This is a genomic window from Desulfovibrio fairfieldensis (assembly GCF_001553605.1).
In the GTDB taxonomy this organism is placed as follows: Bacteria; Desulfobacterota; Desulfovibrionia; order Desulfovibrionales; family Desulfovibrionaceae; genus Desulfovibrio; species Desulfovibrio fairfieldensis.
This window is the reverse complement of record NZ_CP014229.1, coordinates 2,738,578-2,760,353: the sequence shown is the minus strand read 5'-3', so window position 1 is coordinate 2,760,353 and position 21,776 is coordinate 2,738,578. Positions and strand designations below refer to the sequence as shown.

At 63.5% G+C, this 21,776-nt stretch carries 20 protein-coding genes; 10 read left to right on the top strand and 10 right to left on the bottom strand.

Annotated features, from left to right (window positions below; translation table 11 throughout):
* The first annotated feature begins 42 nt into the window (after positions 1–42).
* From AXF13_RS11680 to AXF13_RS11635, 10 genes are all read left to right on the top strand, one after another.
* On the top strand, positions 43–948 hold the full coding sequence (locus tag AXF13_RS11680) for a DMT family transporter (RefSeq protein WP_062253456.1): 906 nt from the start codon (positions 43–45) through the stop codon (positions 946–948).
* Positions 949–970: 22 nt separating this feature from the next.
* Positions 971–1,600, top strand: a complete 630-nt coding sequence (gene rdgB, locus AXF13_RS11675; protein WP_062253454.1) for an RdgB/HAM1 family non-canonical purine NTP pyrophosphatase — start codon at positions 971–973, stop codon at positions 1,598–1,600.
* A 284-nt stretch (positions 1,601–1,884) separates the two neighbouring features.
* Positions 1,885–5,106, top strand: a complete 3,222-nt coding sequence (fliD, locus tag AXF13_RS11670) for a flagellar filament capping protein FliD (protein WP_062253452.1) — start codon at positions 1,885–1,887, stop codon at positions 5,104–5,106.
* A 237-nt stretch (positions 5,107–5,343) separates the two neighbouring features.
* Positions 5,344–6,009 (top strand): flagellar export chaperone FliS, encoded by a 666-nt coding sequence (fliS, locus tag AXF13_RS11665; protein WP_062253450.1) that lies wholly within the window; start codon positions 5,344–5,346, stop codon positions 6,007–6,009.
* Between the two features lie 171 nt (positions 6,010–6,180).
* The gene (gene hcp / locus AXF13_RS11660) at positions 6,181–7,785 is read left to right on the top strand and encodes a hydroxylamine reductase (RefSeq protein ID WP_062253448.1); all 1,605 of its coding nucleotides are present in this window, start codon (positions 6,181–6,183) and stop codon (positions 7,783–7,785) included.
* A gap of 402 nt (positions 7,786–8,187) precedes the next feature.
* A complete protein-coding gene (locus tag AXF13_RS11655) occupies positions 8,188–8,874 on the top strand; it encodes a Crp/Fnr family transcriptional regulator (RefSeq protein WP_223299913.1) in 687 nt (228 codons plus the stop codon).
* Positions 8,875–8,906: 32 nt separating this feature from the next.
* A complete protein-coding gene (locus tag AXF13_RS11650) occupies positions 8,907–9,398 on the top strand; it encodes a flavodoxin family protein (protein ID WP_062253444.1) in 492 nt (163 codons plus the stop codon).
* Positions 9,399–9,518: 120 nt separating this feature from the next.
* Positions 9,519–9,995 carry a pyridoxamine 5'-phosphate oxidase family protein gene (locus AXF13_RS11645; protein ID WP_062253443.1) on the top strand — a complete coding sequence of 159 codons (477 nt, stop codon included), beginning with the start codon at positions 9,519–9,521 and terminating at the stop codon, positions 9,993–9,995.
* A 155-nt stretch (positions 9,996–10,150) separates the two neighbouring features.
* A complete protein-coding gene (locus AXF13_RS11640; protein WP_062253442.1) occupies positions 10,151–11,473 on the top strand; it encodes a 4Fe-4S dicluster domain-containing protein in 1,323 nt (440 codons plus the stop codon).
* 57 nt (positions 11,474–11,530) lie between these two features.
* Entirely contained in the window at positions 11,531–12,070 is a 540-nt protein-coding gene (locus tag AXF13_RS11635; RefSeq protein ID WP_062254870.1) for an HPP family protein, read from the top strand.
* 463 nt (positions 12,071–12,533) lie between these two features.
* On the opposite strand, the gene AXF13_RS11630 is transcribed toward AXF13_RS11635, so the two are convergent.
* From AXF13_RS11630 to AXF13_RS11590, 10 genes are all read right to left on the bottom strand, one after another.
* Positions 12,534–12,773, bottom strand: coding sequence for a hypothetical protein (locus AXF13_RS11630; RefSeq protein WP_009302805.1), 240 nt, complete (start codon positions 12,771–12,773; stop codon positions 12,534–12,536).
* Positions 12,774–12,975: 202 nt separating this feature from the next.
* Entirely contained in the window at positions 12,976–13,575 is a 600-nt protein-coding gene (locus AXF13_RS11625) for a 4Fe-4S dicluster domain-containing protein (protein WP_062253440.1), read from the bottom strand.
* Positions 13,568–13,951, bottom strand: a complete 384-nt coding sequence (locus tag AXF13_RS11620; protein WP_062253437.1) for a hydrogenase maturation nickel metallochaperone HypA/HybF — start codon at positions 13,949–13,951, stop codon at positions 13,568–13,570. Before AXF13_RS11620 ends, AXF13_RS11625 begins: the two co-directional genes overlap by 8 nt.
* Positions 13,952–14,098: 147 nt before the next feature.
* Positions 14,099–15,181 carry a hydrogenase large subunit gene (locus AXF13_RS11615; protein WP_062253435.1) on the bottom strand — a complete coding sequence of 361 codons (1,083 nt, stop codon included), beginning with the start codon at positions 15,179–15,181 and terminating at the stop codon, positions 14,099–14,101.
* The gene (locus AXF13_RS11610) at positions 15,178–15,714 is read right to left on the bottom strand and encodes an NADH-quinone oxidoreductase subunit C (protein WP_062253433.1); all 537 of its coding nucleotides are present in this window, start codon (positions 15,712–15,714) and stop codon (positions 15,178–15,180) included. The genes AXF13_RS11615 and AXF13_RS11610 overlap by 4 nt, the downstream gene beginning before the upstream one ends.
* A gap of 30 nt (positions 15,715–15,744) precedes the next feature.
* Positions 15,745–16,323 (bottom strand): hydrogenase, encoded by a 579-nt coding sequence (locus AXF13_RS11605; RefSeq protein ID WP_008682107.1) that lies wholly within the window; start codon positions 16,321–16,323, stop codon positions 15,745–15,747.
* Position 16,324: 1 nt separating this feature from the next.
* Positions 16,325–16,486 carry a hypothetical protein gene (locus AXF13_RS17155; protein ID WP_009302806.1) on the bottom strand — a complete coding sequence of 54 codons (162 nt, stop codon included), beginning with the start codon at positions 16,484–16,486 and terminating at the stop codon, positions 16,325–16,327.
* Positions 16,487–16,936: an NADH-quinone oxidoreductase subunit B family protein gene (locus AXF13_RS11600; protein ID WP_008682106.1), complete on the bottom strand. Its 450-nt coding sequence runs from the start codon at positions 16,934–16,936 to the stop codon at positions 16,487–16,489.
* 10 nt (positions 16,937–16,946) lie between these two features.
* A complete protein-coding gene (locus AXF13_RS11595) occupies positions 16,947–17,918 on the bottom strand; it encodes a respiratory chain complex I subunit 1 family protein (protein ID WP_008682104.1) in 972 nt (323 codons plus the stop codon).
* On the bottom strand, positions 17,918–21,679 hold the full coding sequence (locus AXF13_RS11590; RefSeq protein WP_062253432.1) for a complex I subunit 5 family protein: 3,762 nt from the start codon (positions 21,677–21,679) through the stop codon (positions 17,918–17,920). The genes AXF13_RS11595 and AXF13_RS11590 overlap by 1 nt, the downstream gene beginning before the upstream one ends.
* Positions 21,680–21,776: the final 97 nt, after the last annotated feature.

Below are 21,776 nucleotides of genomic sequence, written 5' to 3'. Positions count from 1 at the left end.
TTCCCTTTCATTCCCCCGGCCGCCGTCCGGCAAAGGACGACTATGCAGCAAACCGCTTTGGGCTACGGCAGCGCCCTGCTTGCCACCATCATCTGGTCCGGCAATTTTGTGGTCGCCAGGGCTCTGGCAACCCTGATACCCCCGTGGCAGTGCAATTTCTGGCGCTGGCTGGTGGCTCTTGCGGTGCTTTTGCCTTTTGCCTGGCGGCACCTGAAGCGGGACTGGCCCGGCATCCGCAGGCACTGGCTGTATCTCTCGCTCATGGCCGTGCTGGGCGTCACCCTGATGAACACCCTGATCTACAAGGCCGGGCAGACCACGGAAAGCCTGAACATGGCCCTGCTGGTGCCCACCGCGCCTATCGTGATCCTGCTTTTTTCGCGTATCATCTACGGCGAGCCCATCACCCCGCGCCGCCTGGCCGGGATGCTGGTTGTGCTGGCGGGCGTGATCATTCTGGTCAGCCGGGGCGACTGGCAACGCCTGGCCGGGCTGCGCATCAACAGCGGCGACTTCTGGGCCCTGGGCGGCGCGCTCTGCTTCGGTCTCTACTCGCTGTTCATGCGCCAGCGCTCCGGCGAGGTGTCGCCCCTGGGCTTTAATGTGGCGACCTTTGGCCTGGGCCTGCTCTATTCCCTGCCCTTTACCGTGGCCGAGGCCTGCCTGTTGCCCCGGCCCGAGATTTCCCCGGCCCTGGTCACGGGCATCCTGTATGCCGGGGTGGGCTGTTCCTTTTTCTCGTTCTGGTTCTGGACCCTGGCCGTGGACAGAATCGGCCCGGTGCGCGCGGGCATTGTGTATTACAGCCTGCCGGTCTTCGCGGCCGTGGCCTCGGTGCTGGTGCTGGGCGAAAGCATCGCCCCGGCCCAGGTGGCGGGCGGCGTGCTGGTTATCGGCGGCATCCTGGTCGCCACGCTGGTTATTCCTCATCATCGCAAGCAAGCGTAACGCGTTCCAAAGGAGCTGACATATGGCGGAAGAAAAACAGCGCGTCGTCCTGGCGACCCATAACGCGGGCAAGGTGCGCGAACTGGCCGGGCCCCTGGCCGATTTCGGCGTGGAAGTCATCGGGCTGGAGGCCTTCCCCCAGATTGAGGACATTGAGGAGACCGGCACGACCTTTGAGGAAAACGCCCTGATCAAGGCCCGCGCCGTGGCCGGGATCACCGGCCTGATCAGCGTGGCCGACGATTCGGGTTTGATGGTGGAGGCCCTGGGCGGCAGGCCCGGAGTCTATTCGGCCCGCTATTCCGACGACTGGCAAAGCCTGCCCGGCGAAAGCCGGGACCAGCGCAATATCCGCAAGCTGCTGCACGAGCTGGCCGCCGTGTCCGAGGGACGCCGGGCCTGCTGCTTTGTGAGCTGCATGGCCGCCGTGAAGCCCGACGGCGGGGAGATGGTGGTGCGCGGCACCTGGGAAGGGCGCCTGCTGGCCGCGCCGCGCGGAGAGAACGGCTTCGGCTATGATCCGATTTTTTTTGATCCCCTGATCAACAAAACCGCGGCCCAGCTTTCCCGAGAGGAAAAAAACGCCCGCAGCCATCGCGGCAATGCCCTGCGAGCCTTGCTGGCGCGCTGGGGGGCGTTCATGGCCGGGTAACGCGGTCTTTGGCCTTTTCCCGCGTGCTGTTTTCGAGCGCCGCGCGGCCGCTGTTTCCGGCAGCCGCGCGGCGCTCGGCGTTCCCGTTCTAAACTTTTTTGCGTTCCGGCCGTTAGAAAAGGAGAACGGAAGATCCCGGTGTCCGGGGGCGCGGCGGCGCGCCTGTCCGCACCCGGCAAAAAATTCTTTGCACGCATTTTGCATGAGTTTGTGCGCACCGCTGTTTTTTGGTGGCGGGCCCGCGCCTAAGGCGCGGCAGAGATCTTTCGCAGTGCGAGGCGCATATGGCAATCAGCATTTCCGGCTCCAACGCCATTTCCGGTCTGAGCGGCAACGACACCAACTTCGACAAGGTGCTGGAGCAGCTCAAAAAGATCGAATCGTCGCAGCTGAACCGGCTTGAAGCCTGGAAAGGCGACTGGAACCTGCGCTATGAGGCCTTCGGCAAGATCATCGAGCAGGTGCAGGCCGCCAGCAGCATGCTCTCCGCGCTGAGCGACAAGAACAACTTCGTCACCAAGAACGTCAGCAGCAGCAACGAAAACATCATCACCGCGGTGGCCAATGCCTCGGCCCAGGATGTGCAGCACACCATCAAGGTCAGCCAGATGGCCAGCAACGCCATCTGGGCCAATACCGGTTGTGTGTTCGATTCCAAGACCGATATCATCAACGACACGGGCGACGTGCAGTACTTCCGCTTCAATTACGCGGGCAAGGACCACAGCATCAAGGTTCCGGCCGGTACCACGCTGGAGTCGTTCGCCAGCATGGTCAACAATTCCACGGAAAATCCGGGCATCAAGGTCAGCCTGATCCAGACCGGTTCCGGCTATGTCTACCAGGTGGCGGGCAAGGATACCGGCGCGGACAACAACCTGATCATCTACAACAACAATCTGAAGGGGATGGGGGCCTCGGGCACGAACTCCACCTGGCTGACCAACGGCAGCCTGGATACCAGCCAGTCCCTCACCAACCCCACGGAATATACCTATGACCTGGTGTTGCGGAACGGCGCCAAAAAATCCGTGACCGTCAAGGGCAACTCCACCGCCGACCAGTTGGTGACGGCTCTCAACGCCGCCGCCGGCGGCATCAATGCCCGGCTGGACGCCGACGGCAACCTGCTTATGGACGGCGTCAAGTCCTTCAGCCGCCGCAAGAGTTCGGATGAAGCCTATACGCCGCCCTCCACCTGGGTGGGTGTGGGCAGCGGCAGTCTGAATGACGACAAATTGAATGCCGCCGGAGGCATGGCCGAGGGCAAGGGGGACAATGACCTCCTGACCTTTACCATGACCATGGAAGACGGCAGCACGCGCGAATTCAAGATCAAGGCCGGGGCCAGCAAGCGGGAGCTGCTGGTGCAGATGGCCCAGGCCACCCAGAGCGGCGACAGCGTGGACATCGGCCTGAACAGCGCCGGCTCCTGGGGCGTGAACCTGAGCGGTGTCACAAATGTGGCGTGCGCCGACCTCACCGACGCCAGCAAGCTGCAGAGCAATCACACGCCCGCCAAGGGCGTCCGGGACGAGTTGGGCGGTACGCTGGACTCCGCCTCCGCCACCCTGACCTTTGCCGCGGGCAAGCTGGGCAAGCGCATTGACGGCAAGGACGACGAAACCCCGCCGCCTCCGGGCTCCGAACTTGTCTTCACCATCACCAAGAAGGACGGCAGCGTCGTTTATGTGGATCAGCTGACAAGCGGCATGACCAACCAGCAGTTGCTGGACGCCATCAATGCCGCCTATCCCGGAACGCTCACAACGGACGCCGACGGCAACCGGGTCCTGAAACTGGACGACGTGAAGGATTTCAAACTGACCACCGGCGCCAGCGGAACCGCCGGTTTCACGACCACGTTTGAAGCCAGCACCAAGGTGCCCAAAACGAATACCGCCGGAAATTCTCTGTTCTACACTGACGGCACGGGCACCTACCTGGAAGAGCCGCCGGATCTGGTCTACACCGTCACCACCAATAACGGCGAAACCGGCACCCTGACCCTGACGTCTCCCCAGACCATGAAGGATGTGCTGACAAAACTGAAAGACGGTACGGGTATTGTCTGGAAGGACAAGGACGGCAATTCCATGGCCTCCGCGCCCGCCGACTGGGGCGTGGCCTATACGGACGCCGACGGCAAGGAACTCACGCCGGACGAGATTGCCGCCGGAAAGCCGGTCTACCTCCAGCTCAAGAACGTCCAGAACCTCGAAGGACCGGCCCTGCAGGGCCAGGTAGCCACGTCGGACAACTGGACCATCCAGCGGTCGGCCAACGCCCGCTATACCGTGGACAACTGGCCCATGGAAATGGAGTCGGCTTCCAACAGCGTGAGCGACGTCATTGAGGGCGTGGTCTTCAGCATCCAGAATACGGGCGATGCGCACATCAGCATAAGCACGGACATTACCTCGGTGGAGCAGTCCATCCAGAATTTTCTGGACGCGGTCAACTCGGTGCTGCTGACCGTCCGCGACTATACCTCCTATGACGAGGACAAGGAGGTCACTTCCAACGACCCCGATGATATTGAAAAGGACAACTATAGTCCGTCGGGCCTGACCAACCAGAAAGGCGGCCTGTTGCAGGGCAACTACGGGGTGCAGTTGTTCAAAAGCCGCTTCTCCAGCGTGCTCAGTTCCTCGCCGCCCGGCTTCAAGAGCCGCCAGTCGGCGGACGACATTCTTTCCGGCGACGTCCTGGCCAGCCTCGCCAATCTGGGCATCAAGACCGACACGGATGAAAGCAGCGAGACCTACGGGCTGCTGGTGATCGCCCCCAAGTCCGGCATTGCGGAATTGCAGACGCTGGACAAGGAAAGCTACAATGACATGATCACCAACAACCTGGAAGCCGTGGTGGATTTTTTCTGCGCCAGCGGCACGGGTTCTTCCACCAGCGCCGATTTCCGCTACGGCAGCCATGTCGAGGGCATTACCAAGGCAGGCAATTACGAAGTAAAGTACCATGTGGAGACGGGCAGCGACGGCAAGCCCCAAATCACCAATGTGACCATCGGCGGCGTGGAGGCCACGCGCGACGAAAGCATGCCGGGCAATTATTTCAGCGTGGCCAGGGGCGACGCGCGCGGCCTGTCCATCCAGATTGACGACCTGAGCCTCGGTGATCACCCCCAGGCCGGCGAAGAGCCCATGTATGTGCGCATCAAGCAGGGCCTGACGCAGACGGTAAACAGTTTTTTCAAGGACGAACTGAATTTCACGGCTGCGAATATCACGAGCAATATGACGCAGTCTGAAATAGACGACGTCATTGCCCTGAAGTCCAAGAACGGCGCCCTGATGTCTTTGCGGGACAACTACAAGAGCATCATGGAGAATATCGACAAGAAGATCGAGCGCGAGCAGTACCGTCTGGAAACCTGGGAGGCGCGGCAGAAGACGATTTTCGCCAACCTGGAAACCCTGCTCAAGAATTACAGCGAGCAGCAGAAGACGCTGGAATCGCAGCTCAAGCAGTTGAGCGGCAACGACTAGGGCCTGTTAACGCTATGCCTTTTTGCCCTCCTGCCGCGTCAGATTTCACCTGCTTTTTCGGTCGAGTACCAGAAGAGTACACTCCCTCAAAGCAGGTTTATCTTCCTTGCAGGCGAACAAAAATTCTATAGTGTTAACAGACCCTAGGGCGGGTCAATTTTAAAAAGTTACCCGCACTGAACAGTGCTTTCCGCTCCGGCACGGCGGACCGGCGCGGGCAACGAGAAGGAACAGCCTATGAACAAAGCGGCGCAAGCATATTTCCAAACCAAGGTCAGCACCACGGATCAGGGGCAGCTTCTGATCATGCTCTACGACGGCGCGCTCAATTATCTTCAGCAGGCGCGCGACAAGATGCTGGCCAGGGATTTCGCGGGCAAAGGCATTCTGATTTCCAAGGTCATCGACATCGTCAATGAACTTTCCGCCTCCCTGAACATGGACAAGGGCGGCAGCCTGGCCGTGAACCTCAACAATCTGTATATCCTCTGTACCGCGCGGCTCCTGCAGGCCAATCTGAAAATGAACGTGGAGTCCCTGGACAGCGTGGTGCATATTCTCTCCGGCCTGCGCGGCGCTTACGCCCAGATCATCGAAACTCCGGAGGCCCGTCGCGCGGCGGCGGAAATCGCTGGGCGCATGCAGCCCGCGGGCTCGGCCATGAAAACCGCCCAGCCCATCATGCAGGCGCCGGTGACGGCGGTGCCGCGCGCCCATGCCCGGGCCGCCTACGGCAGAAACGCCATGCAGCCCGGCATTCCGGCGGCCGCGCCCACCGCTCCGTCCGCTCCAGCAGAAGCGGCGGCGCGGGCCCATGTGCAGAATTTCGCGCCGCCCGCCGCGCCGGTCGCCCCTGTTGCCGCCCGCCTGCCCGGAGCCTACGCCAAGCCCGACAACAGTTGAGCTTCCCGCTCCGTCCGTTTCTTCCCGCGCCGGTCTTCGCACAGTCGAAGCCCGGCGCGTTTTTTTTACCTTTTGCAAAAAACTGTGATTTCAATCACAGTGAACGAGGTGGGTTTGTGTTGTATATGGGGACACATCCTCCACCGAGGGAGGAAAAGGAGTTTTACCCCTATGTTTTGCAATCAGTGTGAACAGACAGCCAAGGGAACGGGCTGCACGGTGGCCGGTGTTTGCGGCAAAAGCGCGGATGTGGCGGTCATTCAGGATCAATTGATTTATCTTCTGCGGCGTCTGGCGGCCCTGGTCCTGCAGGCCCGTGCCGCAGGCATTGTGGATACGGATACGGACGACTTCATGGTCGAGGCCCTGTTCGGCACCCTGACCAATGTGAATTTCGACCCCGAGGCTCTGCGCAAAATGCAGGCCGAAACCCTGGAGCGGGCCAAGGACCTGGCCGCCCGGCTGGGGGAAAAACCCGAGGATCTGAACGTCTCCCTGGACGAATATCTGGCCCGTCTGCCGGAAAGCGTGGTGGGCATCGACGTGCTCAGCGCGGACGCGGACGTTGCTTCGGCCATGCAGATGCTGCTTTTCGGGCTCAAGGGCGTGGCCGCCTACGCCGACCATGCGGCACGGCTCGGTCAGCGCGATTCCGAGCTTGCGGCCTTTGTCTGCAAGGCTCTTGTGGCCGGTACGCTTTGGGACGAGGAAGTCCGCGATCTGGGCGGCTGGCTGGAGCTGGTGCTGGAATGCGGCAAGGCCAATCTGCGGGCCATGGAACTGCTGGAAAAGGGCAATACCGAATCCTTCGGCGATCCCGTGCCCACGCCGGTTTCCCTGGGGCACCGCAAGGGCAAGGCCATTTTGGTTTCCGGCCATGACCTTTTGGATCTGCAGGCCCTGCTGGAACAGACCGAAGGCACGGGCATCAATATCTACACCCACGGCGAAATGCTGCCCGCCCACGGCTACCCCCGCCTGAAGGCCTTCAAGCATCTGGCCGGACATTTCGGCACGGCCTGGCAGAACCAGCAGAAAGAACTGCCCGACTTCCCCGGAGCGGTGCTCTTCACCACCAACTGCATTCAGAATCCCCGCGCCTACGGCGACAAAATCTTTACCAGCGGCAATGTAGGCTGGCCCGGCTGTGTGCACTGCAAAGGGCGGGATTTCGCGCCGGTCATCGCCAAGGCCCTGGAACTGCCCGGCTTTGCCGAGGACGAGCCCGGCAAGGAAATTCTGACCGGCTTCGGCCGCCAAACCATGCTCAATGCCGCGCCCAAGGTGCTGGAAGCCGTGGCCCAGGGCAAATTGCGTCACATCTTCCTGGTGGGCGGCTGTGACGGGGCCAAGCCCGGCCGCAACTATTACACGGAATTTGTGGAAAAAACTCCGCAGGACACCTTGGTGCTGACTCTGGCCTGCGGCAAGTTCCGCTTCTTCGACAAGGACCTGGGCAAGCTCGGCGACCTGCCGCGCCTGCTGGACATGGGCCAGTGCAACGACGCCTACGCGGCGGTACAGGTGGCCCTGGCCCTGGCCGACGCCCTGAAATGCGACGTCAACGATCTGCCGCTTTCCCTGGTGCTTTCCTGGTATGAGCAGAAAGCCGTGAGCATCCTGCTCACCCTGCTGGCTCTGGGCATCAAAAATATCCGTCTCGGACCCAGCCTGCCCGCCTTTGTTTCACCGACCATTCTGAATATCCTGGTAGAGAAGTGGGGCATCCGTCCCATCAGCACCCCGGATGAGGATTTGGCGGCCATTCTGAAGTAACGTCGGCAGTTGTCGGGCGGCTCCGGGGAGCCGCCCGGCGATGATGTAAAGCGATTTCACTTTGAAATTGCTCTGGCGGCAGCGTGAGCAGGCGCCCGCCACGCGTGTCATCCGTAAGGCGGCTATGCCGCCTTACGGATGACGATAGCAGAGATAGGCGTAAGTGCAATTTATTTGCGCGGTTGCCTCGTCCGTTAGCGAGTCTTCGAGCAATTTGTGCTTGAAATTATCGCTTAACGGCGAAGTAAATTCGCCTTGCGATAATTTCGTAGTGCGGATTTTCACGGAAAATCCGCACAGCGCGTTGAGATATTTTCAATATCAACCCGCTCTAAAAACTTTGGGAACGTGCATTCTCAAAGTTAAAATTATCTAAAGATTGACGCCATGCCGGAATCACCCTTGAAAGAACCTGCACAACAGGCCGTTCTGACGGCTCTCGGCAACGGACTTTTCGCCGTGTTGCGTCCGGAGGAGCGCCTGGCCCTGGCCGGACACGCTCGCTTGCGGGCCTTTGCCAAGGGCGAGGTGTTGTTCCGGGAAGGCCAGGAAAGCGCGGACCCCGCCTTTCTGCTCTCCGGCCTGGTCAAATTGTCCCGCAGCGCGCCCCGTGGCCGGGAATGCGTGCTGCATCTGGTGCGGCCCGGCCGCCTTCTGGACGCGGGCGTGCTGTTTTATGAGGGCGGTTTGCCCGCTTCGGCAATGGGCGTCCGGGAGGGCCGCCTGCTCTGGCTGGACAAGCGCGCCCTGCTGGCTGTCCTGCGCGGCAACGCGGCGCTGGGCCTGGGCCTGATCGCGGCGCTTTCCCTGCGCCAGCGCCTGTTCATTAACAAGCTGGCCGGGTCGCAGGGGAGGATTTCCGCTTCCCGCCGGGTGGCGGCCTGGCTGCTGCACCGGTCGAAAATGGAAAAGACCGACGCGCTGGATCTCGGCGTCAGCCGTGAAATTCTGGCGCGTCTGGTCGGCATCAGCCGCGAGAGCCTGAGCCGGGAACTGAGCCGGCTGGCCGCCAACGGCCTGATCAGCGTTGAACGCCGCCGCGTGCTCCTGCTGGACCGGGCGGGGCTGCAAAAATTGGCCGATAGCTAACATCCATGCGCTACGCTGCGGGAACACAGAATATGAAAAGTTGCATCATTTATTCCTCAGTCACGGGCAATACCCGTAAGGTGGCTGAAGCCCTGGCCGCCGCTTCCGGCGCGCCCTGCTTCCCCGTGCGTGAGGCGCCGGACCCTGATGATTACGACCTGCTGGCCCTGGGGTTCTGGGTACGCCTGGGCCAGGCCGACGCCAGGACGCAAGGATACATGCGCCGCGTGCTCGGCAAGAAAGTCTTTTTTTTCGGAACCCTGGGAGCCTGGCCGGATTCGCCGCATGCCCGGCGCTGCGCGGAAGGCGCGCGGGCCCTGCTGGAAGAGGGCGGCAATACGGTGCTGGACGGCTTCCTGTGCCAAGGCCGGGTCGATCCGAAAATTCTGGAAATTTCGCGGCAAAAAGGCCGCCATCCCATGACGCCGGAACGCCGCGCCCGGCTGGAGGAGGCCGCCCGCCATCCCGATACGGCGGATCTGGCGGAAGCCGGGCGGCGCTGGCAGCGGTGCCTTGCGGATTGATTGCATGTCGGGCCGGAGCGTTTCAGGTGTGAAATGCTCTGCCGAACGAAGCGCAGGCGTGTTTTGCGCGCGCCGTTACACAACTGTTTGAAGCATTGATTCCCGTAAAAGGAGAGAGGTATGCGCCTGAGCAAACGCGAGTGTTCTGAACCGGCTTTTTTTGACGAGGTCTTCGCCAAGGCCGAAGAACTGTTTCTGGCCCTTAACAATGGGGACTTCCCCTATCTGATTTCGCTTAATTTCGTGCGTCTGGACCAGCGCATCTATCTGCACAGCGCTCCGGAAGGCACCAAGTTGGATTTGATCCGCAAGGACGGCCGCGTGGCCTTCAGCCTGGCGGCGGACGTGCGGATCGACCGCGAAAAATCCTCCACCTACTACAAATCCATCTGCGGCACGGGCCGCGCCTCTCTGGTCGAGGACACGGAGGAAAAGCGTCTGGCCCTGGACAGCCTGGCGGAACGCTATGCCGCCCGTTGCCCGCGCCCCGCGCCGGACGCCAATGTCCGCCGGGTGGCCGTCATCCGTATCGACATCCTGTCCCTGACCGGCAAGCGCTGTCTGCCGGAGGGAGCGACGAGCCCCGAGCCCGTTTAAAACCGTCCTGACGCACTGCGGGCCCGCTTGAGGGGCTACGCCAAGGCCTTTGCCCGCTGCCTCCCGCCGACCCGTTTCGGCAGGGATTCCGGCACTGCGCCTTGCGCGTCGCCTCAGCACGCCGGGCTGGAATTTCAGTCAAGGAGCTGTCCGAGATGTCCATGACCGCAAGCGCCCGTCTTTGTCCCTTGCCCGCAGCCCTGGCGCTGCTGCCGGCCGGTGCGCACTTCTGGCGGGCCGGCCTGCCCGCCCTGACCCTGGGCTGCGTTCTGCTGGCCCTGCTGGCCTGGACTCGCGAGGCCTGGGTGCGCCGGGTCCTGCTGCTGGTCCTGCCCCTGCTGGCTGCCCGCTGGATCTGGACCACAAGCCAGTTCGTCCAGGTACGCCAGTTCATGGACCAGCCCTGGCACCGATTGGCCGCCATTCTTCTGGGCGTGGCCCTGTTCACCGCCCTGGCCGTCCTGCCGTTGCTGAGCGAGCGGGCGCGGGCGCGCTATGCCCGCCGGGAAAGCAGCGCGGGCGCGCAACTGGCGGCCCTGGGACTGACCACCGGCATTCTGGCCGCGGCCTGGGCTCTGGCGCCGGGCCTCTTTGTGCTGGAGCGCTTCGCGCCCGGCTGGGGCTTGGCCCAGGTCTTTTTGCCCGGCCTCTGGGCGGCCTGGGTGGCGGGGCGGCTGTCTGACCGGCACACGGCCGTTGCCGCCCGGCTCTGGACCTGGCGGCTGTTTTCCCTGGTCTTTTTCGGCCAATTGTTGCTGGGCCTCACCCTGGACGGGCGTTTTCTGCTCAGCGGCAACCTGCATCTGCCCGTGCCCGGCGTGATTTTGGCCGCGCCGTTGTACCGGGGCGGGGGCTATTTCATGCTGATTCTTTTCGGCGTCGCCGTGTTGCTGGCGGGCGCGGCCTGGTGCAGCCAGCTCTGCTATTTCGGCGTCTGGGACGCGGGCACGGCGGCCCGGGGGCGCGTGCGCCCGGTACCGGCCTGGCTGCCCCGGCTGCGTCTGGTCGTGCTGGCGCTGACCTTGCTGACGCCCGTGTTGCTGCGCCTGGCCGGGGCTCCGTTGGGGGTGGCCCTGGCCTGCGGCCTGTTGCTGGGCCTGCTCTTGCCGTGCTGCGCCGGACTGTTCAGCCGTAAGCTGGGTTTCGGAACCTATTGCCTGGGCGTCTGCCCGCTGGGCCTGGTCGCGAGCGGGCTGGGGCGGCTGTCGCTCTGGCGCGTCCGCCGCACGGGCGCGTGCAACCGCTGCGGAGCCTGCGCGCGGGCCTGCCGTTATGGGGCCATGACGCCGGAACGCCTGGATCAGGAGACGCCCGGTTCCACATGCACCCTCTGCCGGGACTGTCTGGCGGCCTGCCGCCGGAACGCGCTTTCTCTCGGCTTGTACGGTACAAAAAAACACGGCCCGGCGGTGGAAAACTCCTTCATCGCCCTGCTGGCCTCGCTGCATGCGGTGTTTCTGGCTCTGGCGCGGGTATAGAGCAGTGTTCATACGCATGAAATGCGTCACAGCTCCTGGGGAGGGGATATGACCGGAATGACACGGGTACTGAGCCGCCTGGGCGGCGCGCGGGCATCCGCGCGGACAACCTGGAGCGACGTGGGCTGGGCCTGGTTGGGCAGTGCCCTTTCCATTGCCTGCCTGGCCTGGCTGGAACGCGCGTGCGCCCAGGAATGGAATTTGCCCTTGCTCATCGGCTCGTTCGGGGCTTCGGCGGTCCTGGCCTTCGGCGCGCCTGAAAGCCCGCTGGCCCAGCCGCGCAATCTGGTGGGAGGACATCTGCTTTCGGCGCTGGTGGGCGTCAGCTGCCAGCTGCTCCTGGGGCAGGAGCCCACGGCGGCCGCGGCGTTGGCCGTGTCCACCGCCATTGCCCTGATGTGCGTCACCAAAACCCTGCATCCACCCGGCGGGGCCACGGCGCTGATCGCGGTCATCGGCGGGGCGGACATCCACCGCCTGGGCTACTGGTATGTGCTTCTGCCGTGCGGCGCGGGGGCCTGCTGCATGCTGTTGCTGGCCCTGCTGACCAACAATCTGGGCGCGCGGCGGCGCTATCCCCAGAAGTGGTGGTGGTAACCGGGAGTGACGGGTGCATTAGGGCATTTCAACGTTGAAATGCTCTAGGACCTGTTAACGCTATGCCTTTTTGCCCTCCTGCTGCGTCAGATTTCACCTGCTTTTTCGGTCGAGTACCAGAAGAGTACACTCCCTCAAAGCAGGTTTATCTTGCTTGCAGGCGAACAAAAATTCTATAGCGTTAACAGGCCCTAACGCCGAACACGGTGAGGCGCGCCGCGAAGACCGACCCGACGGGCGGCCCGTAGGGCCGTGCCTGTAGCCCAAAGGGCGTACAGGCATCGAGAGCAACGCGGCGTGGATTCAGGCGAAAATCATGTTTTTCGCCTGAATGTCAACTTTGAAATTTGTAGAATTTCAAAATGCATCTGCTCAAGGGCCATTGCGGGTATGGTCGCTGAAAAAAAGCCCCCGGCTCTCCTGAACAGGAGGACCGGGGGCTGATGGTTCGGGTGAAGGTTGTCTATTCTTCGGTTTCAGGCGCTTTCACCGGCTGCTTGGCGGCGGGCTTGGCGGCCTTGGGAGCGTGTTTGACGGGTTTCTTCACGGCCGCGCCGGGCTTGTGCGCCGGGGCTTTGGCTGTGGAAGCGGCCGGAGCTTTGGCCGCGCCCTGCTGCGGAGCCGCAAAAGCAACGCCCGCGCAGGAGATGGAGAGAGCACAGGCCAGGACAAGGCAACGGGCAAGGGTTTTGGAAAACAACATACAGATTCCCCCTTATACATAAGGGAAAATGTTTTTGAAGGGAAAATCCCTATGCGGCCGGAGTTACCGACTCCGCCGTATCCGGCATGCATGCCGGTCAAACGAAGCGTGACGAAGGTCACATCTTTCTGAGTCAGCCACTAAGGAGTTTGTCCCCGCCTGTCAACAGGATTTATCAGCCTTGCTGCGCGCCCTTCCGAAGCTACGCCTGAGCCCCCTCGCCTGGCGTTTCCGTGGGGGACGCCTTGGCCTCGGCCACGGGTTTTTTCTCAGGCTGGGGGACTTCCACCACCGTGCCGTCCGGCTCCACCATGGACAGGGCGCGCACCGGGCAGGCCTCCATGCAGGCCGTGATCTTTTTGCCGTTTTCCTCGCGCCAGGCGCGGCACATGTCGCAACGCACGGCCACTTCCCGGCGGGCCCTCTGGGCAAGGGTTTCCGCGTCGCTGCCGCTCAGATCGGGCATGCCGATGGTATCCAGGGAAATGGTGCCATAAGGACAGGCCGCGATGCACATCTTGCAGGCCACGCAGAACTGGACGCGCATGGTGATGCGGCCGTCCTCCTCCTGCTGCAGCGCGCCGGTGGGACAGACGTTGCAGCAGGGCGCGGGATCACACTGGTGGCAGCGCACCGTGGTTTTGAAGCCTTCGGCTTTAACCACTTGCACGCGCGCGACCAGCACGTCGCGGTGCTTCATGGCTTCCTTGAAGGACATGCCGTGGTGGGCGGCGATGCAGGCCACCTCGCAACGGCGGCAGGCGCGGCATTTATCGGGTACGACCTGAATGTGTTCAAGCATGGTCCGTTTCCTCGGATTCAACGCGCAGGGACTGGAGCGTAAGCCCGTGCCCTCCGTTGAAGTGGATGTTTTCGCTGCCGCAGGCCGGGCAGACGAAACGGCGTTGTGTCAGGCTGAAGGCGTGGCCGCAGTTTTCACAGCGGCAGGCCAGAGGCGCGGTGTTGAGCGTGAGCGTCGCGCCTTCGGCCAAGCTGCCTTCGGCAAAAAGTTCAAAACAGGCGGTCAGGGTCTGGGCCTCCACACAGGCGATCAGGCCCAGTTCGCAGGTGATTTCCTGAATCCGCAGCGCGCGGTTGTCGGGATGGGCCGCGTTGTGCTCCTCCACGGCTTTCAGGGCCATGTCCAGCAGGCCTTGTACAAGGCTGGCCTCATGCATGTATTTCCTTTTACCGTTTTTTCCTGACAGTGGAGGCTTTTCCCGCCGGCAAGGAAAACAAGCGGCGCGCCGAAGCGGAGCATAGCCGTCTATGTGACCGAGGCATGCCGCGCTGTTTGACGCAGCCGGCGGGGAAAAACCCCGCTGTCAGCGTTCCGTGCAGGAAACGCACGGATCAATGCTGTTGGTAATCAGCGCCACGTCCGCCACCTTGCAGTCGCGCATCATCACGCCCAGGGCTTCCCAGTTCATGTACGAGGGCACGCGCCACTTGAGCCGCGCGGGCATGTCCGTGCCGTTGGTGCGGATGTAATAAAAAACCTCGCCGCGCGGGGCTTCGGAGCGGGCGCAGGCCTCGGCCGTGCGGATCTGGCGCATGGGCGCGGTCACCGGGCCGTCAGGCACGCGTTCGCAGCACTGGCGGATCAGTTTAAAGGATTCAAAGATCTCGTTCAGGCGCACCATGGTCCGGGAATGGATGCAGCAGCCTTCGGAGGTGATCATGTCAAAGTTCAGTTCGGGATAGGCGGCGTAGGGCGAATCCTTGCGCACGTCGATGACAACGCCGGAACCGCGCGCCACCGGGCCCACCACGCCCAGGCGCACGGCGTCTTCCTTGGGCAGCAGGCCCAGGCCCTTGGTACGGGCCAGCACCAGGCTGTTGGTGTCGTAAATTTCGCGGATTTCATCCACTGCGGGCTCCACTTTGGCGATCATGCCCAGGATGTAGTCCAGCATGTCGCGTTCCACATCGCATTTGACGCCGCCGATGCAGTTGGAGGCCAGGTTCATGCGGTTGCCGTACACGGTTTCCTTCACGTCCTGCATCATTTCGCGCACTTCCATGACGTGCATGAACAGGGACTTGAAGCCGATGATATGGGCCTGGATGGCGGTATTGAACAGATGCGAGGCCACGCGCTTGATTTCCTCGGCCAGCACGCGCAGATAGCGCGCCCGCTCCGGAATGGTGATGCCCAGCACGTTCTCCACGGACATGCAGTAGGTGAAGGAATGGCTGTTGGAACAGAGCGAACAGACCCGTTCGGTGAGAGTGGTGTTCTTGATCAGATTGCGCTGGGTGGCCATGGCCTCCATGCCGCGATGCACGTGGCCCGAGGTCAGCTCCACGTTGCGCACGGTTTCGCCCTCCACCGTGAGGCGAAAGTAGACCGGCTCCTCCAAGGCCACATGCACCGGGCCCAGAGGCATGGTGAAGGTGCTGCTCATGGCCGCTTCTCCTTGTCTTTCAGAATGCGTTCCCAGAGGTCGGTGGTGCAGGCCCCGTTCATCATGATGGACAGGGGCACGGCCTCGTTGAGAATGCCCGCGTCCAGTTCCTCGTCCAGGAAGAGGCGGCGCGGATCGGGATGATCCGTGACCTGGATGCCGTACAGCTCCATCATTTCGCGTTCGTGCCAGTCGGCATTGGCGAACAGCGGGGTGATGGAGGGCACGGTGGGCCACTCGCCGTTAAGCGTCACCGTGAGGTTGTAGATGACGCCTTTCAGTTCGAAATGGTAGCAGACTTCCTGCATGGGCTCGCTCAGCTGGCGGCGGTTGTAGGCCGTGACCATGGCCAGGCGCGCCCCGGTTTTCCGCAGTATTGCGGCGGCCTGCGGCAGCTGGCGCGGCGTGTCCAGCCGGAACCAATGAAAGGCGTTGCCGAAGCTGTCGATGCTGTGATGAATGGCGTCGCTGTCGGTGCAGAGGGCCGAAATGTCCTCAATGATCCGCGCGTCGCCCCGGATAATGTCTTGCATACTGTATCCTTTGCGGTTTCCGCTCGTCTCTTATTCCCTGGTGGGCGCGGCCGAGGTCACGCGCTGTTCCGGCTTGTCCTCAGTGTGGGCGGGCAGCACGCAGGCATTGCGCTTGGCGTCCTCGATCTGGCGGCACTTGGGGCAGAGGTGGCGGATCAGCTCCGGGTCGATGTCCGGATTTTTGGCGTACAGGCGCTTGGCCAGATGCGCCGGAACGGGCCGCATCAGCGTGCCGCAGTGGGCGCAGGGCTCGTACTTGATGGTGTGCTGCTCCAGGCGGTCGAACTTTTCCTCTTCCGGATGGGCCGAGTGCCAGTCCGTGCTGATGCTCATGGCCCCGGTGGGGCAGTAATGGCGGCAGGAGGCGCACAGGCAGCAGGAATTCTGCCAGATGGTGATGGTGTAGCCGCTGCCGTCCGGCAGATGGGTGATATTGATGGCCCCGGCCGCGCAGACGTGGCGGCAGACGCCGCAGCCCATGCAGAGGGTGGGATCCACTTTGGCCCGGCCGCGCAGGCGCGCCGGCGTGAATGTTTCGCCCAGCGGGAAGGGATCGGTGCTCGGGCCCTCCAGCAGATTGCGGAACAGAACTTTCAGAAAGCCCGCCATATTATTCCTCCAGAACCTTGGCGTCGTTACGCGGCTTGGGGCGTCGCAGCAGGCCGCAGACATGATGGCAGACGCCGCAACGCCGACAGATTTGCCCGTTGTCGGCCCACGCGGCCCGCAGGCGCTCGAAGGTCTGCCGCAAGGCCAGCCGCAACGCGGTCATTTATTCCTCCAGGCCCAGTTTCTTGAGCCAGATGGAGCGCGCCAGCACCACGCCTTCCAGAATGGCCTGCGGGCGCGGCGGGCAGCCGGGCACGTTCACGTCCACCGGCAAATAACGGTCAATGGGCCCTTCAATGGAATAGCCCTCGCGGAAGACGCCGCCGGAAATGGGGCAGATGCCCACGGCCACGGTCACCTTGGGTTCGGGTATTTCATGCCAGACCCGGAGCACGCGGTCGCGCACCCTGGTGGTCAGGGGGCCGGTAATCAGTACAATGTCCGCGTGTCGGGGGCTGCCGCAGTATTTACAGCCCAGGCGCTCCACGTCGTAACGCGGAATGCAGGCCGTGGTGGCGAGTTCCACGTCGCAGCCGTTGCAGGAACCGGCATTGATCCGGAACAGCCACGGCGAGCGCACGGAAAGTTTTTTGAGCAGATTGTCCAAAGCCACAGCGGCCTCCTTACATCACCCAGACCAGGATCAGACTGCACAGCGCGAGCGCCGTGGGTACCGTCACATAGAAGCGGAAGGCCTGGTCAATGCGGAAACGCCCGGTGGCCGATTTGACCAAGGTCAGCGAAACCAGCATCAGGCCCAGGCACTTGAGCACGAACCAGATCAGATTCACCGGCCACCATTCAGATATAGTGCCGGGAAAGAAAAGCGCCACCCCCAGGCCCAGCACCACGAAGGTCTTCAGCGCCGAGGTCACCTGGAAGAGCGCCAGCAGCGGGCCGCCGTACTCCAGCAGGGGACCTTCGATGATTTCGGTTTCCGCCTCCGGAATGTCAAAGGGGGCCACGCCCATGGTACCGGGCAAAAAGATCAGGTAGGCCAGCAGGGCCGGAATCATGGAAGGGTTGAAGCCCAGGGAGCCGCTGTGCTGCTGCCAAGCCACGATCTTGAGCAGGGAGAACTCGGCCCCCCAGTCCCCGCCGGAAATGCCCTTGCCCACCAGCATGGCCACGGCCAGCAAAATCATCAGCAGCGGGGTTTCATAGGCCAGCATGAGCAGCATCTCGCGCGAGAAGCCCACGGCGCCGAAGGGCGAGCTGGAGGCCGAACCGCCCAGCATCAGGGCCATGGCCGGGATGGGCAGTAGGTAGAAGATCACCAGCAGGTCGCCCATGTTGAACAGGCCGTCGAACACGCCCGGCACCGGAATGAAGGCCGCGCACACGGCCATGCCCGTGAAGCCGAAGACCGGAGCCAGCAGAAAGGCCGAACGACAGGCGGTTTTCGGGATCAGGGTTTCCTTGGTCAGCAGTTTGGCGATGTCCAGCCAGGGCTGGATCAGGGGCGGGCCCACGCGGCGCTGGAGGCGGGCTTCCACCCGCCGGTCCAGGCCCTTGAAGAAGAATCCCACGGCCAGGGCAAAGGCCCCGCCGGGAAAGATGCACATGTGCAGAATGGCAAGCAGGGTGTCGCTCATCAGCGGTTCTCCTTGGAAGCGCGCCCGCCGCCCAGCAGGCGCGTCAGGTCGCCGTAGATGCTGGAGGGAGCCATGCGGCTGGTGGCGATTTCCGGAGGCAGGCCGCAGGCGTGCACGTCGATTTCACGCAGGCGCGTGAAGCGGCGTACGAACCAGTACCCGGCCAGGAAGGCCAGCGCCATCATTACGAACATGCCTGTGGCGTTCCAGGCGCCGGGGCCGGAAAGCACGCCGGAAAGCCCCACATCGAGGGGAGCCAGCCCGTATTCCAGCAACACGCTGTTGACGGGCATGAGCGCCAGGCCGGGGAAAATGCCCGTCAGCACGCAGCCCACGGCCAGAATGCCCATGGGCACGCGCATGACCTTGGGGGCCTCATGCACGTCGTCCAGGTCCGGGGCGGGCTGGCCCAGGAAGGCCGCGTGCAGGAATTTGGCGATATAGGCCAGGGTCAGCACGCTGCCCACCAGGGAAAGCAGGGCCAGGAAGGGTTGCCCGGCCTGCATCAGGGCATGGTAGATCAGCCACTTGGAGGAGAAGCCGCTGGTGGGCGGCACGCCCACCACGGACAGGCCCGCGATGGCGAACATGCAGAGGGTGAAGGGCATCTTGCGGCCGATGCCGCCCAGATCATCCAGGCTGTCCCGGTGCGTGGCGAACATCACAGCCCCGCAGATCAGGAAGAGCAGGTCTTTGAAGAAGACGTGGTTGATCAGGTGCAGCATGCCGCCCGCGTAGCCCAGGGCCCCGCCCGCGGCCACGGCCAGCACCATGTAGCCCAGCTGGCTCACGGTGGAGTAGATGAAGATCAGCTTGATGCCGTTGGCCCGCAGGGCCTGCACGGCGGCCATGATGATGGTGATGCCGCCGATCCACATGACGATCAGGCTGATCACGCCCTGTTCGAAGCCGTCCAGGATGCCCGCCAGGGCAAAACCCCCGCCCAGCAGCATGAAGAGCTTGATCAGGCCGATGACGGCGCTCTTCAGCAGCACCGAGGATATGTAGCCGGACACCGGCGTGGGGGCCAGGGCCGGGTGCATCTGCCAGTCAATGCGGAAGGGCAGCTGGGCGGCCTTCATCACAAAGCCCACGGCCAGCAGGGCCATGCCCAGCCAGGCCGCGCCCGCGGGCAGGTCGGGCACAAGCCCGGCCAGCAGGCCGGCGTTGAATGGCGTGAAGGGCCCGAGCACGCAGAGGCCCACAAAGAGGAAGCCTGCGCCCAGAAGGTTGAAGAGAAAGTACTTGAAGGCTTCCCGTAACGAGGCCTTGTCGCCCTCGTGGGCGATAGCCATGTACAGGGTCCAGGAGCTCATGATTTCCCAGAACAGGAAGAAGCTCAGCAGGTACTGGCTGGCCGCCATGCCCACGAGGCCGCCGCACATGCAGGTAAAGGCGCAGTAGAAACGCCACTGGCTGTGGCTGTGCTCCATGTAGCCCACGGCGTAGGCCATGTTCACCGCGCCGATCAGGGGCACGATCAGGGCAAAGCAGAAGGAGAGCATATCCAGATCGCGCCCGAAGAGCAGCACCAGCAGGGCCGTGAGCAGCAGCACGCCCACGCTGGTCCAGCCGGCCATCCTGCGCCAACCGGCGAACAGGGCGGGCAGCACCGCACCGAAGACCGGCACCACCACATAGACGGGCCAGAACACGTTCATGGCCAGCATGATCTGCGGGGCGGCCGATGTGGGCTCGTAGCAGAGCGAGGCCACGGGCAGAACCAACTGCATGGGCAGTTGCGGGGCCAGGCCCAGCAGCAGACTGAGGGCCGCCAGCACCAGCAGGCCCAGGCGCATGCTGAAGGGGGCTTCTTCCACCTGCGGCAGGTGGGACGGGCGTTCTTCAAATATCAGGGTTTTCAGAATGCGGGTGTAGTATACGGCTCCCACCAGGGAGCCCGCCAGGATCAGGGCCGCCAGCCAGATCTGACCGGCGTTGACCGCGGCCTGGATCATCAGGAATTTGCTGTAGAACGCGCCGAAGGGCGGCAGGCCCATGATGCTCACCAGGCCCACGGCCATACAGGCCACGGTCCAGGGCATCTGACGGCCCAGGCCGCGCAGGTCGGCAAGATTGCGGCTGCCCGCGCGCATGATCAGCGCGCCCGCGCCCAGAAAGAGCAAGTCTTTCATCACGGCGTGGTTAAACACATGCCAGAGCGCCCCGGCCGTGGCCAGCCAGGTGCCCAGGCCCAGCACCAGCGCGATTTCGCCGATCTGCCCCAGGGTGGAGTAGGCCAGCATGCGCTTGATGTCTTCCTGGCGCAGGGCCATGACCTCGCCGTAGACCAGGGTGGCGACGCCCATGGCGCTGAGGCCCGTCCCGAACCAGGACAGGCCGAACAGGCCGCGCATTTCGCCGGCGGCCTGACCCACGCCCATGAGAATCACGCTGACGATGCCGAACACGCCCATCTTGGTGATGATGCCGGACAGGGGCGCGGACACCGATGAGGGCGCGGCGGGGTGGGCGTCGGGCAGCCAGGAGTGCAGGGGCACCAGACCGGCTTTGACGCCGAAGCCCGCCAGGCAGAGCGCCAGGGCCGTCTGGAACCAGAACGGGAAGTGGAAGGCGGCCAGCGGCGCGGCGGAAAAAACGCCGAGGATGAACAGGCCCGGCAGCATGAACAGCGCGCCGCCCGCGCACATCACGTAATATTTGAGACCGGCCTCATAGGCCGTGCGCCGCCCCTCGTGCACTACCAGGAAGTAGGAAGCGAAGGTCATCAGTTCCCAGTAGCCGTACATGGCCGCCGTATCCGGCGTGGAGACGATGCCCGCCAGGGAGGCGAAGGTCAGCAGCAGGAAAAACCAGTACCAGCCCTTGCGCCGGTCGTGGATGTAGCCCAGCGAGTAGACGCTGACCACCAGGGCCACCAGGGCGATCATTACCAGGAAGAGCCGCGCCAGGGGCGGGCTGGGAATGACGCAGACCGCCGCGAAGGCCAGAGCCGAGAAAAGAACGGCGATCTGCGGGGCCGCGCGCAGGCGCAGTAAAAAGGCCAGACCGGCGACGAACGCGCCGACGTAGAAACACCAGTAGGCCGGATGCACGGGGGCGTGCATGACCAGCAGGCCGAAGTGCCCGCCCACGGCGTCGGTCAGGGGCGCGCGCAGCAGGCCGAGGGCCGCCGTCAGCAGACCCAGACCGAGCAGCGGCAGGCCCAAGCCGGACAGTCCGGACAGGCCGCCGGGTGCGGGAGCCGCCGCGTCCGCGCCTTCCGCGCTTTCGAGGGCTTCCTCAAGGCTCACGCGGCGCACGGCGTCCACGTATAGCCAGATGAAGACCGTGGTGGCCGCGGCCATCAGCAGGAGGCAGAGCAGCCCCCCGGCCGGGGCCGCTTCCAGCAGGCCCTGAACGATCAGCGCGCGGGCCTCGGGCAGCAGAAAGGGCGAGCCGCCCACGGCGGCCAGCAGGCCCAGGCCGAAAAGGGCTCCGGCCCAGGGATTACGCCGTCCCGCGCCGCGCAGTTCGTCCAGAGTCGCGCCGCAGGGCGCGAGGCGCGCCAGCGCGGCCAGAGCCAGCAGCCTGGCGGAAATCTGGAAGATGACGAACAGCCACAGGCCGGTCAGGCCCGCGGCTGTCTGCGCGGTCAGCGCCATACAGGCGACGCCCGCGTCGTGCAGCGCGCCCCAGAGAATCAGGCGGCGCGGGTCTTTGCGCTCCCGCACGGCCTTGACCGTGGCGATCAGCAGGAGGACCGAACCGAGCAGCAGCGGCAACCAAGAACCGCCGGCCGTGAACAATGGTGATGTCATAGACGCCCCGTGATTTATGGATCTTCCGAACAACATCTAGTGTCTGATTGCAAAAATTTCGAGCATGGTTATGCTCTCAATTTTCGCAGGATCGTCC

What these genes read in the sequence shown, in the direction of transcription:
- AXF13_RS11680 (WP_062253456.1), top strand. Translation starts at nt 43, where the DNA reads ATGCAGCAAACCGCTTTGGGCTACGGCAGCGCCCTGCTTGCCACCATC.
- rdgB (WP_062253454.1), top strand. Translation starts at nt 971, where the DNA reads ATGGCGGAAGAAAAACAGCGCGTCGTCCTGGCGACCCATAACGCGGGC.
- fliD (WP_062253452.1), top strand. Translation starts at nt 1,885, where the DNA reads ATGGCAATCAGCATTTCCGGCTCCAACGCCATTTCCGGTCTGAGCGGC.
- fliS (WP_062253450.1), top strand. Translation starts at nt 5,344, where the DNA reads ATGAACAAAGCGGCGCAAGCATATTTCCAAACCAAGGTCAGCACCACG.
- hcp (WP_062253448.1), top strand. Translation starts at nt 6,181, where the DNA reads ATGTTTTGCAATCAGTGTGAACAGACAGCCAAGGGAACGGGCTGCACG.
- AXF13_RS11650 (WP_062253444.1), top strand. Translation starts at nt 8,907, where the DNA reads ATGAAAAGTTGCATCATTTATTCCTCAGTCACGGGCAATACCCGTAAG.
- AXF13_RS11645 (WP_062253443.1), top strand. Translation starts at nt 9,519, where the DNA reads ATGCGCCTGAGCAAACGCGAGTGTTCTGAACCGGCTTTTTTTGACGAG.
- AXF13_RS11640 (WP_062253442.1), top strand. Translation starts at nt 10,151, where the DNA reads ATGTCCATGACCGCAAGCGCCCGTCTTTGTCCCTTGCCCGCAGCCCTG.
- AXF13_RS11635 (WP_062254870.1), top strand. Translation starts at nt 11,531, where the DNA reads ATGACACGGGTACTGAGCCGCCTGGGCGGCGCGCGGGCATCCGCGCGG.
- AXF13_RS11630 (WP_009302805.1), bottom strand. Translation starts at nt 12,773, where the DNA reads ATGTTGTTTTCCAAAACCCTTGCCCGTTGCCTTGTCCTGGCCTGTGCT.
- AXF13_RS11625 (WP_062253440.1), bottom strand. Translation starts at nt 13,575, where the DNA reads ATGCTTGAACACATTCAGGTCGTACCCGATAAATGCCGCGCCTGCCGC.
- AXF13_RS11620 (WP_062253437.1), bottom strand. Translation starts at nt 13,951, where the DNA reads ATGCATGAGGCCAGCCTTGTACAAGGCCTGCTGGACATGGCCCTGAAA.
- AXF13_RS11615 (WP_062253435.1), bottom strand. Translation starts at nt 15,181, where the DNA reads ATGAGCAGCACCTTCACCATGCCTCTGGGCCCGGTGCATGTGGCCTTG.
- AXF13_RS11610 (WP_062253433.1), bottom strand. Translation starts at nt 15,714, where the DNA reads ATGCAAGACATTATCCGGGGCGACGCGCGGATCATTGAGGACATTTCG.
- AXF13_RS11605 (WP_008682107.1), bottom strand. Translation starts at nt 16,323, where the DNA reads ATGGCGGGCTTTCTGAAAGTTCTGTTCCGCAATCTGCTGGAGGGCCCG.
- AXF13_RS17155 (WP_009302806.1), bottom strand. Translation starts at nt 16,486, where the DNA reads ATGACCGCGTTGCGGCTGGCCTTGCGGCAGACCTTCGAGCGCCTGCGG.
- AXF13_RS11595 (WP_008682104.1), bottom strand. Translation starts at nt 17,918, where the DNA reads ATGAGCGACACCCTGCTTGCCATTCTGCACATGTGCATCTTTCCCGGC.
- AXF13_RS11590 (WP_062253432.1), bottom strand. Translation starts at nt 21,679, where the DNA reads ATGACATCACCATTGTTCACGGCCGGCGGTTCTTGGTTGCCGCTGCTG.